The sequence below is a fragment of the Desulfatitalea alkaliphila genome, assembly GCF_022968795.1.
GTDB classification, from domain to species: domain Bacteria; phylum Desulfobacterota; class Desulfobacteria; order Desulfobacterales; family Desulfosarcinaceae; genus Desulfatitalea; species Desulfatitalea alkaliphila.
Genome location: NZ_JALJRB010000035.1, coordinates 33387 through 47336, shown reverse-complemented (window position 1 = coordinate 47336; position 13950 = coordinate 33387). Strand labels below are relative to the sequence as shown.

Sequence of the window (13950 nt, the reverse complement as noted above, 5' to 3'; positions counted from 1 at the left end):
ACTCTCCCCGGCCCACCCGCCTTTTTGCGAGAACAGACAATACAGCTTCAAAAAAAACAACCATTCGTCCGCCCCCAATCATCTATAATCGGCGGTGTCATTTGAAATGAAATGATGCGCTTCCTTCGTCAGCGCATCCTATGGCATAGGGTCGGTTTATGGCATTTTCCCTATCACCTTTGATTCTTATTGGCGAGGATTATAGGATGTGCTGACGAAGGAAGCGCATCAAAGCCCATCATTGCTCCCTGGGCACCCATGGAAGCAGTATCAATAATTGCTCGCGCACTTGCCTACGTAGCCGGACAACTAACAAACCGAACCTATTTTTGAAAATTCGAGTCCGGCCGGCACAGTGGTTTCGGCGGTCGGCGGGATTCAGGGGGACGGGGAGATAAATCGGTTGGCCAGTTGACCGGTGACGAAGATCTCTACGAAGGCGGCGATGAGGACCAGCAGGGTCAACAAGGGCATGACGATCCAGATTTCGCGCCAGATGATTTTAAAACTCTGTTTGCGGGTGCATCCCGGCAGGGGCGCCAGGGTTACGTGGAAGCCGAATTTGAGGCCGATGCCGCCGCTGAGGAAGAAGGCGGCCAGTTCGAAAATTCCGTGGGGCAGCAGGGTGACCGCCACCATGCGCAGCAGGTCCGCGCCTTGCAGTCCCGGCATGGCCGTGACCACCCCCACCAGCATGCCGTTGAGGCACAGGGTCAGGATGGGAGAGAGAGCGGCGATGAAGCCCAGGAGCATCATCTGCACCATGGAGATCAGGTTGTTGACGAAAACCAGCAAGGCGGCGGCCACCGGGGGCAACCCCATGATGATGTCGATCAGCCGTTCCAGGCCCTCCATTTGGGTATCGAGGATCGCATCGGACAGGCGATGGCCGGTGCGGGGTGTGAGGTGCATTACCACGGCGCTGACGAAAAAAAGCGCGGCCGCCAAGGCGAACCAGCGGCTGTTGGCGCGCAGCACTTGCATCAATGTCGGCGGTTCGGGTGGGAGGCAGTCGGTTTCCACGTCATGACCTCGCACAGGTGTCATAGCCGTTCCAGCAGGCGGGCATGAATGTTGTCGAAGCCGCCATTGGACATGATCAATACCACATCACCGGGCCGCGCCTGCGCGACCAGCCATTCGAGCAAAAGATCGGTATCGGCGAAGCATTGGGCCTGTTTGCCGCGGGCCTGTAAATCGGCGACCAGTCGGGCGGAGGAAAAACGCTGCTCGGGGGGAATCTGCTCCAGCATGGGCGCTTGCCGAATGCAGATTTCATCGGCAGCGTCGAAGCTGGTGGGGTAGACCGACTGAAAGATGTTGCGCCGGCTGGAGTTGGTGCGCGGCTCGAAAACGGCAATCAGGCGCCGCTCACCGTAGAACGTTTTAACCGCCTGCACCGTTTCGCGTACGGCGGTGGGGTGGTGGGCGAAATCGTCCAGCACCACGATGTCGTTTCTGACGCCCCGCAACTGCTGCCGCCGGCGCACGCCGCCGAAACTTTCCAAGGCCCGGGCGGTCACCTCAGGGGCGATCCCCAACCGGTGCGCCACCGCCACGCCCGCAAGCAGATTGGCCAGGTTGTGCCGCCCGATCATGCGGGTCTTGAACCGGGCGTAGTGCGCGCCCTGGTGATGCACATCGAACCGGGTGAAAGGCGGCGCCACCGTGATCTCCCCCAGAGACCAGGCGGCGTCGGGCCGGAATCCGTAAGATATCACCTGGCAAGGGGCGACGGCGCACATTTCGTCCACATTGACATCCTGATCAAAGGCGACCAGGGCCGCCTCGGAGGAGAGGCGGGACACGAAGGTGCGAAAGGCCCGTTTGATATGGTCCAGGTCGGTGAAAATGTCGGCATGGTCGAACTCGATGCTGGTCAACACGGCGGTGTGCGGGGTATAGTGTAAAAATTTCGGCCCCTTGTCGAAAAAGGCGGTGTCGTACTCGTCCCCTTCCAGCACCATCCAGGTGCCTTGACCGACCCGGAAATTGCTGTCGAAGTCCGTGACGATCCCTCCGATAAGAAAGGAGGGATCCAAGCTGGCGCAGTGCAGCAGCCAGGCGATGAACGCCGAAGTGGTGGTCTTGCCGTGGGTGCCGGTGATCACGATCTGCCGTTTGCCGGCGGCTGCGAAGCGATTGATCGCCATGGGCATGGAGCAGAAGGGTAGCCCCATGGCCGACAGGGCCACGGCCTCGGGGTTGTCCCGGCGCACCGCGTTGCCCACCACCACCAAGTCGGGCCGATGGGCCAGGTGCTCGGACTTGAACCCTTCTTGCACCACGATGCCCCGGAGCCGCAGAAAGTCGCTCATGGGCGGGTAAACATGCTGGTCCGAACCGGTCACCGCGTAGCCCATCGCCTTGAGCATGCAAGCCAAGGCCCCCATGGCCGTGCCGCACACCGCAATCAAATGCACGCTCTTCACCGATCCAGGTATCACAGGCACTTCGTCCGCAACCATCCGGCTTCTCCCTTGTCAAATCAAAGAAGTTTGTTACTACACTTCACCCGATGTTCCAATAGCGGAACGCATAAGAATTTGACACCCCACCCTATCTTGGTTATCATACTGACAATTCTGCCTGGAAACGGTTTCAACGCTCTCGATTCGGTCCCGCCGTCATCCTGACGGACACCCTAACCCAACAACCTTTGGCAGACAACGCGATGCCTCGAAAAATATCGGACAGTGACGCAGCCCTGATCACCCACCTTAAGGAGATCTCTTCGTGGGTCTCGTCGGTTCAGGACCTGGACAAGCTTTTGGAGCTGATCACCACCTCGGCGGCGCGGGTGATGCAAGCCAAGGCCGCCTCGCTGCTGTTGCTGGATCGCAAGAGCAACACCCTCTATTTCCAGGTGGCCACCGGGGAAAAGCGGGACGCGGTCAAGGAGTACCGTGTCAAAATGGGCCAGGGCATCGCCGGCCATGTAGCCCAGACCGGGGAAGCGTTGCTGATCGAGAACGTGCGCCGGGATCCGCGTTGGTTCAAGGAGATCAGCGAATCCATCGGCTTCGAGACCCAGTCCATCGCCTGTGTGCCCCTTAAAAGGGATCAGACCATCATCGGCGTCATGCAGATCATCGACAAGGAGGACGGCCACCCTCTGTCCCGCGACGACATGCGCCTTTTGGAAGAGTTCGCCAGTCTGGCCGCCTTGGCGCTGGGACATGCCCAAACCCTGGAAGCGGTGCGCCGGGAGAACCTGCACCTGAAGGAAGAACTCAAGGTCCGGCACGAAATGGTGGGCAAAAGCGCCGCCCTGGAAAAGGTGATCGCCGATGGCCTGAAGGTGGCCAACTCCAAGGCCAGTGCGCTGATCCTTGGCGAAAGCGGCACCGGCAAGGAGTTGCTGGCCCGCCTGATCCACCGCGCCGGCCCTCGCAAGGACAAACCCCTGGTTGTTCTCAACACCGCCGCCCTGCCCGAGACCTTGTTGGAAGACGAGCTGTTCGGCCATGAAAAAGGTGCTTTCACCGGCGCGGTGAACCGCAAAATCGGCAAATTCGAATTGGCCCATGAAGGCACCCTCTTTCTGGATGAAATCGGCGAAATGACCGCCGGCATGCAGGCCAAGTTGCTGCGGGTGCTCCAGGAGGGCAACTTTTATCGGGTGGGTGGCAATATCCCCATTTCAGTGGATGTGCGCGTCATGTCGGCCACCAACAAAAAACTGGAAACGGAGGTGGCCGAAGGGCACTTCCGCGAGGATCTCTACTACCGGCTCAATGTGGTGCAAATCAGCATGCCCACCCTGCGCGAACGCAAGGAGGACATCCCCCTGCTGGCCGAACATTTTCTCAACCTTTTCAGAGAGGAGATGGTGATGCCCAACCTGACCATCTCCAAAGCGGCCATGGATAAAATGGTGCAATACGATTGGCCGGGCAACATCCGCGAACTGCGCAATGCCGTTGAGCGGGCCGTGGTGATGGGCAACGGCAAGGAGATTCTGCCCGAGGATCTGCCCATCAACACCACCCGCACCCAGTATCCGGGCCTGCAGGTGGGGCTGACATTGGAAGAGGCCATCAACCAGTTCAAAAAGCAGTTCATTCTGCTCAACCTGAAACACACCGGCGGCAACCGCAGCAAGGCGGCGCAGATCATGTCCATTCAACGCACCTACTTGTCGCGACTGATCTCCAAATTCGGCATGAAGGATATCTGATGCGGCCCGAGGTGTACAATTTTTGACACCATCCACTATGGATGTGTCAAAAATTGTCCAGTTAGCGGATGTCAACGGAGGGTTCGACGAGCAATTCAGCACAGTCGGCTTCGCGCAGCTGAAAAGGTGGAACGAACGGTATTGGCTGTATTTCGGCGCCATTGTCCCCGCACAAGGTGCATCGGCAGCGGCAGCGGCCTCCGGCAACCGCGCTGAGTGGATGCGCCGCCCACAACATGGCATTATAATTGCAAAAATATTGCCGACGCGAAAGGTGTGATGCCTTGCCGGATATCGTTTTTCGGATCATGGCGGTCGAAGCGCCCATCCGGCAAAACACGACAATGCACGGCGCACTTGGCTGTGCCGGTTTCATGGAGCATGATGCGCAAACACTACACAGTTCTGGTCATCGATGACAAGGGAAGCCCGGTTCGGGAACTCTTTTTCGCCAAGCGCTATGTCCGGCTCACCCTGATGCTGGCATTCGCTGCCGTTATCGGTCTCGCGGCGGGCATCTGGCATTATACCCATTTGCACCATTCGGTGGCCGAGCTGAACAGGCTCCACACCCAGGTCACGCAAAAACAAACCGAATTGGAAAACCAGCGGCGTCAGATTCAAGCCTTTGCCGAAAACATCAACGGGCTCAAAGCCGACCTGCTGGCACTGGGTGATTTCGAACAGAAGGTGCGCATCCTGGCCAACCTGGAACACAAGGATGACCAGGCCTCCCTGATCTCCGTCGGCGGCTCCGTGCCGGAAAACCTGGATCCCGAAATCGACCTGCAAGAGGACCACGGCCGCTTGATGCGCGCCATGCACAGTCAGCTCAACCAGGTCGAACAGGCCGCCAAGGTGCGCCAGCAAAGTTTCGCGGATCTTTTGGAAGGCCTGAAGGACAAGCGCAGCCTGCTGGCGGCGACCCCCTCCCTGCGGCCGGCTAAGGGGTGGGTTTCCTCGGAGTTCGGCTACCGGGTTTCGCCTTTCACCGGACGCCGGGAGCTGCACCGCGGCATGGACATCGCCAACCATGTGGGCACCCCCATCATCGCCCCGGCGGACGGTGTCGTGACCCACGCCGAAAAACAGTGGTTGATCGGGAACATGGTCACCATCGACCATGGTTATGGCATGGTGACCCGCTACGGCCACATAGACAAATTCCTGGTGAAAAAGGGCGAGCGGGTCAAACGGGGCCAGAAAATCGCCCTCATGGGCAACACCGGCCGCAGCACGGGCCCCCATGTGCACTATGAAGTACGCCTCAACGGCGTACCGGTGGACCCGCGCAAATACATGCTGGATTGATCAACGGTCACAAACCCCTGAACACCGTTTCGGCCGCCTGCAAGGTCTTGTCGATGGCCGCATCGTCGTGGGCCGTCGAAATGAAAAAAGCCTCGAACTGCGACGGCGCCAGATAGATGCCCGACGCCAGCATTCCGCGATAGTAGGCACTGAACCGCTCGAGGTCGGAACGCTTGGCGTCGGCGAAGTTGTGCACCGGTCCGTCGCTGAAAAAGAGTCCCAGCATCCCACCCACCCTGGCCGTGGCCACCGGCACGCCCGCCGCGGCCGCGGCATCCCGCAAACCGGCGATCAATTTCGCTCCCTGGCGATCGAGGGTTTCGTAAAAGCCCGGCTGAGCGATCTGTTTGAGGGTCGCCACCCCGGCCGCCATCGCCAAAGGATTGCCCGACAGGGTACCCGCCTGGTACACATTGCCTCGGGGCGCCACCTGCTCCATCAGCGCCCGCCGCCCGCCGTAGGCACCCACGGGCAAACCGCCGCCGATGATTTTGCCGAAGCAGGTCAAATCCGGTGTGACGCCGTAGACGGATTGGGCACCGCTGTGGGCCACCCGAAAGCCGGTCATCACCTCGTCGAAAATCAAAAGGGTGCCGTGCTGATCGCAAAGGCGGCGCAAGGCCGGCAAGAACTCTTCCAGCGGTGGAACCAACCCCATATTGCCGGCCACCGGTTCCACGATGATGGCCGCCACCCCGTCGCCGCGTTCGGACATCACGGCTTCGACGGCGGCCAGGTCATTGTAGGGAACCGAGAGCGTGTGCTTAACGAAATCGGCCGGCACGCCGGGGCTGCCGGCGATGGCCAGGGTGGCCACGCCCGACCCTGCGTCCACCAGCAGGCTGTCGGCGTGGCCGTGGTAACAGCCGTCGAATTTGATAATGGTGTCGCGGCCGGTCGCTCCGCGGGCCAGCCGAATGGCGCTCATGGTGGCCTCGGTGCCCGAGTTGACCATGCGCACCATCTCCACCGAAGGCACGGCCGCCGTTACCAGGCGGGCCAGCTCCACCTCCAGGGCCGTGGGGGCGCCGTAACTGGTCCCCTGCGCCAATGTGCGGGTGAGGGCATCGATCACCGCCGGGTGGCGATGGCCCAGGATCATGGGGCCCCAGGAGCCCACATAGTCGATATAGCCATTGCCGTCGGCATCATAGATGTGACACCCTTCGGCGCGCTCGATGAACAGCGGCTCGGTGCCCACCGCGCGACAGGCCCGCACAGGGCTGTTGACCCCGCCCGGAATCAGTTGCAAGGCCTCCTGAAAAAGCCGTTTGGAAATATCATGCTGCATGGGTAACGATCCTTTCTTTTCTTGAAGGGAAGGAGCAGGTGGCATGGCTGTGCTGAGACGGCGGAAAAAATAGCAGACGACCCGACCGGGGTCAAGGCAGCGAAAGACAGACAAAAAGGGCGCGCCAAACGGGTCCGGCGCGCCCTTCCCTGTTTTTTAGAGGTGTTGCTCCGGTCAGGATGCAACCAACGACTGTCCCAACAGGAGCGCTTCCCGGTTCATTTCGAGAAACCGCTTGGGCATGCGGGCTTCCAGGACGGACAGGATGGATTCGACGCGCACCAGGGGATTGAGGCCCAACAAAGTGCCCAACATGCAAATGTTGTAAACGACGGTGGCACCGATTTTCTCCATCACCGCGGCATGCATGGCCACTTCGCGCTGCACGGCATCGACCTTGCGCTCGGTATGTACATAACGCGGGTCGGTCAGCAGCAAGCCGCCGGGCCTGATGATCGGGGCATACAGGTTGTAACTCTCCTGGGTCAGGCAGACCACGATATTGGGCTGAACCACCATGGGATAGTTGATCGGACTATCGGATATGATCACATCGGCCCGGGTGGCCGAACCACGCGCCGCGGCACCGTAGGCCTGGGTCTGCACGGCGATCAGACCCTCGTGGAGCACGGCGGCCTCCGCCAGAACAATGGCTGCGGTGATCACCCCCTGCCCACCGGATCCCGAGAAAACAAGCCGCGTTCTACCCATTGGTCTCTCCTCTTTCGTTTATGTCTTTAACGGAACGGTCGCCTACCCCTTGACCGCCGCCATCGCCTTGTCGATCACCTTATCGTATTCGGTGCAGTATTCCGGCCGATCTTCCTGAACGAAGATGCCCCGCTGGATCAACTCCGGATTTTCCGCGGCGGCTTTGGAGCCGATGCGCGTGGTCTGATCCTTGAACCATTGCAACATCTCCACCGGGCCACCGAGGCGATTGTGACGGCCAAAATAGGTCGGGCACTGGCTGAGGACCTCCACCACCGAGAAGCCGTCGTGCAAAACGGCCTGCTGAATCAGGTCGCTCACCTCGTGCACATGGTAAACCGTGGTGCGCGCCACGAAGGTGGCGCCGGCGGCACTGGCCAGCTTGACCACGTCGAAGCCCTGGTCGATGTTGCTGAACGGAGCGGTGGTGGCCACGGTGCCATACCCGGACAAAGGGGAATACTGCCCGCCGGTCATGCCGTAGATACGGTTGTTCATCACCAGGGCGGTCATGGCGATGTTGCGGCGGGCGGCGTGGATGAAGTGGTTACCGCCGATGGCCAGGGCATCGCCGTCGCCCATGGGCACGATCACGTTAAGCTCCGGCTTGCTCAGCTTGATGCCCGTGGCAAAGGCCAGGGCCCGGCCGTGCAGGGTGTGCAGGGTGTGAAAATCCACGTACCCGGATATGCGGGAAGAACATCCGATCCCCGAAACCATGACGATCTCGTTCTTGCTCATGCCCAGCTTTTCGACGGCGCGGATCAAGCCGTTGAGCACGGTGCCGTGACCACAGCCGGGGCACCACATGTGAGGGAAAAACCGTTCGCGAAGATAATCTTTAACTGCCATTGGCTTGCCTCTTGTTTGGCCGTTTGAATGGACGGTTCTTAAACGCCTTGCCCCGCAATAAGGCGCAGGGTCTGGCGAATGTCGGTGGGGGTGACGAGCACGCCGTCGATGCGATTGGCCAGAAACACCTTGCCGGGGTCGTTGACCACTCTTTGGACTTCACGGCACACCTGTCCCATGTTCATCTCCACCACGACCACCCGCTCGGCGCCGGCGCAGGTATCGGCAACCACCTCGGCGGGAAAGGGCCACAGGGTTTGCAGTTCCAGCAGGCCGTATTTTTGGCCCCGCTTGCGCTGCCCCTCGACCACATGCAGTGCCGTGCGGGCGGCGGCGCCGTAAGAGACGAGCACCGTACGGGCGTCGTCCAGATAAAAGCTTTTGTAGCGCGTAATCTGTTCTACATGGTTTTCGATTTTGTCCACCAGGTGGCGTATCAGCCCGTGGACCACCTTGGGGTTGTCCGACGGAAAACCCCACATGTCGTGGTAAAGGCCGGTCACATTGTAGCGGTGTACACCGCCGAAGTCGGCCATGGGCAGGCGGCCGTCCTCCCTGGGCAGGTAGGGATGGTAGTCCACCCCTTCGCGCACGGATGTTTTCAACCGATCCACCAGGGGAATCTGTCCCGGCTCGGGCAGCAACAGCCGCTCGCGCATGTGGCCCACCACCTCGTCGAACAGCAGGATCACCGGTGTGCGAAAGGTCTCCGCCATGTTGAAGGCTTCCACCGTCATGGCGAAGACGTCCTGGTGATTGGAGGCGGTCAGGGCGATGATAGCGTGATCCCCGTGGGTGCCCCAGCGCGCCTGGTTCACATCCCCCTGGGCGATATGGGTGGGAATACCGGTGGAGGGGCCGCCCCGCTGCACGTTGACGATGACACAGGGGATCTCGGCCATGATGGCGTATCCCAAGGCCTCCTGCTTCAAAGAGAAGCCGGGGCCGCTGGTGGCGGTCAACACCTTGTGCCCGGTGAGGGAGGCGCCGATGATGGCGCACATGGAGGCGATTTCATCCTCCATCTGGATGAACTTGCCGCCCCGCTCGGGCAAACGGCGGGACAGGTGTTCGGCAATCTCTGTGGAGGGCGTGATGGGGTAGCCGGCGAAAAACTCAAGCCCGGCATACAAGGCCCCTTCCACACACGCCTCGTTTCCCTGAACGAATCGAAGATGGGCATTCATAGACGCTCTCGCTTCAATTGCGGGGTGAACCTTGGGCGCCGGCTGCGGGTCCGGTGGCCGTCGGCGCCGAGACCACCCCAATGACTATGGGGTCAACACTTCTCGACGACCACCCGGATGGCCAGGTCCGGACAACGCAAGGCGCACATTTCGCATGCAATGCAATCCTCCAACCGTACCGCCACGGCCTTGTCGCTGCTGTCCATTTCCAGCACATTCTTAGGGCAAAAGGCCACACAAATGCCGCACCCCTTGCACCACTCCCGCTGGATATGGTGTTCTTTGAGTTTCCGTTTAGCCATTGCCGATCCTCTTTTGTCAAAACCATTGGCGGCGATACGGCCGTCCCCCTTTCAAGCCCGGCATCGGGGCATCGTGCCTTCGCCTCTCACAACCAGTATTCAAGGGCCGCAACGCGTTCTCGGCGCTGCGCGACCCCTTTAAAAAACATAATGCCTTTCGTAGCGTAAGGCAACGATAGAATTGGATGCCGAATAATTTATGAATACCGTTCGTCCCGGTCGACCGCCGCACCATCCATATACCCATGCCGCGCAACGCCTATTATAACGCAGAAAACCAAGGAGGCATCAAAATTGATGAACGATGCAATTCCTGGTTGACATGAATCGGCCCCGGTGGTAGTTGAGGTGGCTTGTGTCGGGGCGTAGCGCAGTCTGGTAGCGCACTTGAATGGGGTTCAAGGGGTCGGAGGTTCAAATCCTCTCGCCCCGACCAAAATGGATGACAAAAGGGCTATGGAATTCTTCCATAGCCCTTTTTTTGTGCCCTGACGCGCAGGTGAATTAATTGCCCCGCACGTAGTCGTAGTTCATGATCTCCTTTTCAGGAAGAAAAGTGTTGGCCACGCCGGCTTCCTTCATCTTGTCATAGATCATGCTGTTGGCACCGAAAAGCAGTGAGCGCGCATCGTATCCCAATATCTTCAAGTAACCGGCAATATAAGCGCTGGTCTGGCCCGTGAAGCAGTAAATCAGGTTGGGCACACGGGTGGACAAGGTCTTGAGGTAGGTGTCGCTGCGAAAGGGTTTTTCCCCGGGCGGATAATTGATGGCGCACTGGGTGTGGCCCGGATTTTGATACAGTTCGGGCGGCCAGTAGTTAACCACGTAAAACCCCCCGTTGCTGTAAAAATCGTTGAACAGGCAGCATTGCCCCAGCATCACGGGGCCGAAGCCTTCCTCGAAAAGGCGCGCCACCCGGGCCTCGATGATTTCCTGGGGGGTGGTTTTGCCGGTATGGATTCGTGGCAGCTCGCCGGGTGGATTCTTGGGAGGAGACGGATCCGAGATAAACTCGCCGGCGCGGGCATTGCTGATGTTCCGCAGCCAGGACTCCTGGGCGAACACCGCTGCCCAGGAGCTGATACCCCACTTCAAGGAGACCGTGTTCTCATAACCCACGGCCCGCAGCAGGGAAACGCCATAGGCGCTCGCCTGGCCGGCAAAGCAGATCAGCACGATATTTTCGTAGGACTTGGCATCGATGCCTTTGATATGGGTGTACAGTTGATCGAAGGGCACATGCACCGAGCCCCGGATGTGGCCCCGGGCGAAAGCTTCCGGCGAGCGGATGTCGATCAAGTACTGCGCCCGCGGTTTGGTCAGCAGGTTGGTCCGCAATGCCTGGGCGGTCATGACGAACGAAGGCCCCTCATGGATGTAGTCCCGTTCGCTTTCGAAGAACGCGACCAACAGCTCGGTTTCGTTGACCGCTTCGGTCTTGGGGCCCATGTGGGCGCAGCCGGTGAAAAACAAGATCCCCAAGGCGGCCAGTATAGCGAAAAGTGTGAATCGGTGTCGTTTTGTCGGGAACATGGCGTTCTCCTTTACTGAAGTGATGGGTCCGGTATGGTTGGCGCCGCCGAAATCCTACTCCCAGCCGGCGGGCAATTTGCCGTCTACGACAATGTTTTTGTTGGCGCTCTTTTCCCAACTTTCCTTCAAATCCGTTGCGAACAAGTAAAGCTCACGATTGCGGACATCCCCCCCATCGGCCACGATATGGCAACTGTCGAAGCAGGAGCCGCCTGTCTCGACCCGGGTACGGGCGGTCCACAGCAGAATGTTGTGGGGGGTGGTGTAGTTGTAGGTGGTCTTGGCATCAAAGTTGGGCATCCGGGGCACGCCGTACTTCTCGAAGCTGTCCGGTGCCGCCAGGGTCCGGCGCAGCAGGGCGAACTTGTACGGCCGGTCCTCGGAAATGGGGTTCATCCCGATTTTGTAGCTCAAGTGGGACGGTATCCGGGCGCCTTCACCCCCCACGTGACAGCTGCCGCAGTTGTTGTAGTCCTGGGAGTGACACAGATGGCAGGCGAAATCTTCCAGGTGGGCTTCGTGATATTCGTTGCTGCCCTCCAGGCCGGCATGGCAGTCCAGGCAATCGGGTGCCAGCTTCGATTTGAAACGGTGGGCGTAAACCTCTCCGTCCCCATGGATTTGCTGCTGGGTGTGACAATCGAGACAGGTGAAGCCCGCCTGCACCAGGTGGACGTCGGGTTCTGCGCCGATGCCCAGGCCGAAATAGGCATGCCCGCCGCGGCTGCTGTGACAGGCGACACAGTTGTCGCGCATGTCGGGTGTGCGGGAGAACTGGTGACCTCGATAGAGGCCGCCGCCGGAAGCCTTGGGGCGGTTGACGTGACAATCGCCACAGCCGCCGTGACAGGTGGCGCAACTTTGCCCGTAGGCCGCTTGGATGGTGTTGGGCAAGGCGTCGAAACCGGCGACGCCCATGCGCAGCGCCACGGCGTTTTTCTGCCCCCAGCCCTGTTCGTGCAAACTGCCGGCGGCATTGCGCACGATGTCGTCATGGCAATCGCCGCAAGCGGCGTGGGCCTGCGACGAGGGACTCTTGACGAAATCCTCCGAATGGGCTTTGCGCTTGTCGGCGGTGCCGTCCACGCCGCCGTGGCAATCGGTGCAGGCCAGTTGCCCATGTTCGGAATTCTTGAACGCCTCGTAGCCCGGTCCGCCAAGATACACCCGGTCATAGGGGGCGATGTGGGGCGCGGCCCCGCCACACCCTTCCGCGGGCGGATCGGTGTCCGGATCGGCCAGGGCTTCAAGGGCATGGTAGTCGGTGTGGCACGCCACGCAAGAATCCAGGGCGGCCTGTTCCGTCAGGCGTTTGGTTTCCACGCATCCCAGGTGCACCGTCAGCAGCACTAAACAGATGAGTACGGACACCTTCACGGCAATGTGACGTCTCATGGGCAATCCTCGCTTCGAACTCGGGTTTGTGGGTACGTGATCCACCGCACCGACTAGAAATGTACAGGGCGGTGCGAAGGGATTCAATTAGCAATTTAAGTGCCACGCCATCGACGATGTTGCCGGGAGACGGTCGATGGCGCACCGGGCAGGCCTCACAACGAACCACAGGCGCTTGACACCCGTTTGCGGAACGTTTAAGGACGTGTCAAATCATACAACCCGATTAAACACCATGTCAAAATCAAAAATCAGCCCTTACCATCAATATCTGCCGGAAATCGTCGAGACCATGCACGACGGCTTGGTCATCATCGATCCACGCGGACGCATTGTGATGGTCAATCAGGCGATGGCCGACTTGACCGGATATGGCCGCGAGGAATTGATAGGCCGGCGCTGCACGATCCTGCAGTGCGATGCGTGCGAGGGTATCCGCCAAAAGGACGGCAATGGCTGGTGCCGCCTGTTCGATACGCCCGGTGGTAAAAAGGAGCACATCCGTTGCGAGATCATCCGCAAGGATGGCGGCATTGTACCGGTCTTGAAGAACGCGGTGTTGCTCAAAGATGCCGGGGGACGGACCATCGGCGCGGTGGAAACATTGATCGATCTGTCCGAAATCGAAAAACGGGACCGTAAAATCGAAGAGCTGTCCCGCCGACTGCCCACCGAGGAGCGCTTTTGCGGCATGGTCGGCCGGACGCCGGCCATGCGGCAGGTCTACACCCTGATCGAAAAGGCGGCACGCTCCATGGAGCCTGTTATTATTTACGGTGAAAGCGGCACCGGCAAGGAGTTGGCCGCCCATGCGGTGCACCGACTCAGCCGGCGGCGTGACGCGCCGTTCATAGAGCTCAATTGCGCGGCCCTCAATGAGGCGCTGCTGGAAAGCGAGCTGTTCGGCCACGTCAAAGGTGCGTTCACCGGCGCCTACCGCCACCGCATGGGGCGCTTTGAAGCCGCCCACGGCGGGGCCGTCTTCCTCGACGAGATCGGGGAGATGCCCTTGACCACCCAGACCAAGCTGCTTCGGGTTTTGGAAAACAAACAGGTGGAGCAGCTGATCAAGGTACGCCAGGATTGATCCAAAACTTGACAACCTGGGCCGTCATGGGTTTTACTTGAAAACACGCACCAGCGGACGGCAATATTCTCCCAAACCACAATAGAGATTTACCAAGG

The 13950-nt window shown here is 59.9% G+C and carries 13 protein-coding genes and 1 tRNA gene; 5 read left to right on the top strand and 9 right to left on the bottom strand.

Annotated elements, in window-relative coordinates:
• Positions 1 to 378 precede the first annotated feature (378 nt).
• Together MRX98_RS19985 and mpl are read right to left on the bottom strand one after the other, a co-directional pair.
• Complete coding sequence (locus tag MRX98_RS19985; RefSeq protein WP_246914345.1) at positions 379 to 1047, bottom strand: stage II sporulation protein M; 669 nt, start codon at positions 1045 to 1047, stop codon at positions 379 to 381.
• The gene (gene mpl / locus MRX98_RS19980; protein ID WP_246914343.1) at positions 1044 to 2468 is read right to left on the bottom strand and encodes a UDP-N-acetylmuramate:L-alanyl-gamma-D-glutamyl-meso-diaminopimelate ligase; all 1425 of its coding nucleotides are present in this window, start codon (positions 2466 to 2468) and stop codon (positions 1044 to 1046) included. The genes MRX98_RS19985 and mpl overlap by 4 nt, the downstream gene beginning before the upstream one ends.
• A gap of 206 nt (positions 2469 to 2674) precedes the next feature.
• Here mpl and MRX98_RS19975 point away from each other — a divergent pair, with 206 nt between their 5' ends.
• From MRX98_RS19975 to MRX98_RS19965, 3 genes are all read left to right on the top strand, one after another.
• Positions 2675 to 4180: a sigma-54-dependent Fis family transcriptional regulator gene (locus MRX98_RS19975; RefSeq protein ID WP_246914341.1), complete on the top strand. Its 1506-nt coding sequence runs from the start codon at positions 2675 to 2677 to the stop codon at positions 4178 to 4180.
• A 22-nt stretch (positions 4181 to 4202) separates the two neighbouring features.
• A complete protein-coding gene (locus MRX98_RS19970) occupies positions 4203 to 4460 on the top strand; it encodes a hypothetical protein (RefSeq protein WP_246914333.1) in 258 nt (85 codons plus the stop codon).
• Positions 4461 to 4561: 101 nt separating this feature from the next.
• The gene (locus tag MRX98_RS19965; protein ID WP_246914324.1) at positions 4562 to 5491 is read left to right on the top strand and encodes a M23 family metallopeptidase; all 930 of its coding nucleotides are present in this window, start codon (positions 4562 to 4564) and stop codon (positions 5489 to 5491) included.
• A 7-nt stretch (positions 5492 to 5498) separates the two neighbouring features.
• Here the strand turns inward: MRX98_RS19965 and hemL are convergent, their stop codons facing one another.
• The 5 genes from hemL to MRX98_RS19940 form a co-directional block, all read right to left on the bottom strand.
• A complete protein-coding gene (gene hemL / locus MRX98_RS19960) occupies positions 5499 to 6782 on the bottom strand; it encodes a glutamate-1-semialdehyde 2,1-aminomutase (RefSeq protein WP_246914322.1) in 1284 nt (427 codons plus the stop codon).
• Positions 6783 to 6956: 174 nt separating this feature from the next.
• A complete protein-coding gene (locus tag MRX98_RS19955) occupies positions 6957 to 7493 on the bottom strand; it encodes a 2-oxoacid:acceptor oxidoreductase family protein (RefSeq protein ID WP_246914320.1) in 537 nt (178 codons plus the stop codon).
• Between the two features lie 42 nt (positions 7494 to 7535).
• Positions 7536 to 8345 (bottom strand): 2-oxoacid:ferredoxin oxidoreductase subunit beta, encoded by an 810-nt coding sequence (locus MRX98_RS19950; RefSeq protein ID WP_246914318.1) that lies wholly within the window; start codon positions 8343 to 8345, stop codon positions 7536 to 7538.
• 38 nt (positions 8346 to 8383) lie between these two features.
• The gene (locus MRX98_RS19945; RefSeq protein WP_246914316.1) at positions 8384 to 9532 is read right to left on the bottom strand and encodes a 2-oxoacid:acceptor oxidoreductase subunit alpha; all 1149 of its coding nucleotides are present in this window, start codon (positions 9530 to 9532) and stop codon (positions 8384 to 8386) included.
• Positions 9533 to 9624: 92 nt separating this feature from the next.
• The gene (locus MRX98_RS19940) at positions 9625 to 9834 is read right to left on the bottom strand and encodes a 4Fe-4S dicluster domain-containing protein (RefSeq protein WP_246914314.1); all 210 of its coding nucleotides are present in this window, start codon (positions 9832 to 9834) and stop codon (positions 9625 to 9627) included.
• A gap of 359 nt (positions 9835 to 10193) precedes the next feature.
• Here MRX98_RS19940 and MRX98_RS19935 point away from each other — a divergent pair.
• Positions 10194 to 10270, top strand: a tRNA-Pro gene (locus MRX98_RS19935).
• Positions 10271 to 10338: 68 nt separating this feature from the next.
• On the opposite strand, the gene MRX98_RS19930 is transcribed toward MRX98_RS19935, so the two are convergent.
• A complete protein-coding gene (locus tag MRX98_RS19930) occupies positions 10339 to 11370 on the bottom strand; it encodes a rhodanese-like domain-containing protein (RefSeq protein ID WP_246914312.1) in 1032 nt (343 codons plus the stop codon).
• Between the two features lie 54 nt (positions 11371 to 11424).
• Complete coding sequence (locus tag MRX98_RS19925; protein WP_246914310.1) at positions 11425 to 12765, bottom strand: ammonia-forming cytochrome c nitrite reductase subunit c552; 1341 nt, start codon at positions 12763 to 12765, stop codon at positions 11425 to 11427.
• A 235-nt stretch (positions 12766 to 13000) separates the two neighbouring features.
• Between MRX98_RS19925 and MRX98_RS19920 the strand changes: the two genes are divergently transcribed.
• Positions 13001 to 13852 carry a sigma 54-interacting transcriptional regulator gene (locus MRX98_RS19920; protein WP_246914304.1) on the top strand — a complete coding sequence of 284 codons (852 nt, stop codon included), beginning with the start codon at positions 13001 to 13003 and terminating at the stop codon, positions 13850 to 13852.
• Positions 13853 to 13950 lie beyond the last annotated feature (98 nt).

Excerpts from the sequence above, each read along its gene's own strand:
- MRX98_RS19985 (WP_246914345.1), bottom strand. The coding sequence starts at position 1,047 with ATGACACCTGTGCGAGGTCATGACGTGGAAACCGACTGCCTCCCACCC.
- mpl (WP_246914343.1), bottom strand. The coding sequence starts at position 2,468 with ATGGTTGCGGACGAAGTGCCTGTGATACCTGGATCGGTGAAGAGCGTG.
- MRX98_RS19975 (WP_246914341.1), top strand. The coding sequence starts at position 2,675 with ATGCCTCGAAAAATATCGGACAGTGACGCAGCCCTGATCACCCACCTT.
- MRX98_RS19965 (WP_246914324.1), top strand. The coding sequence starts at position 4,562 with ATGATGCGCAAACACTACACAGTTCTGGTCATCGATGACAAGGGAAGC.
- hemL (WP_246914322.1), bottom strand. The coding sequence starts at position 6,782 with ATGCAGCATGATATTTCCAAACGGCTTTTTCAGGAGGCCTTGCAACTG.
- MRX98_RS19955 (WP_246914320.1), bottom strand. The coding sequence starts at position 7,493 with ATGGGTAGAACGCGGCTTGTTTTCTCGGGATCCGGTGGGCAGGGGGTG.
- MRX98_RS19950 (WP_246914318.1), bottom strand. The coding sequence starts at position 8,345 with ATGGCAGTTAAAGATTATCTTCGCGAACGGTTTTTCCCTCACATGTGG.
- MRX98_RS19945 (WP_246914316.1), bottom strand. The coding sequence starts at position 9,532 with ATGAATGCCCATCTTCGATTCGTTCAGGGAAACGAGGCGTGTGTGGAA.
- MRX98_RS19940 (WP_246914314.1), bottom strand. The coding sequence starts at position 9,834 with ATGGCTAAACGGAAACTCAAAGAACACCATATCCAGCGGGAGTGGTGC.
- MRX98_RS19930 (WP_246914312.1), bottom strand. The coding sequence starts at position 11,370 with ATGTTCCCGACAAAACGACACCGATTCACACTTTTCGCTATACTGGCC.
- MRX98_RS19925 (WP_246914310.1), bottom strand. The coding sequence starts at position 12,765 with ATGAGACGTCACATTGCCGTGAAGGTGTCCGTACTCATCTGTTTAGTG.
- MRX98_RS19920 (WP_246914304.1), top strand. The coding sequence starts at position 13,001 with ATGTCAAAATCAAAAATCAGCCCTTACCATCAATATCTGCCGGAAATC.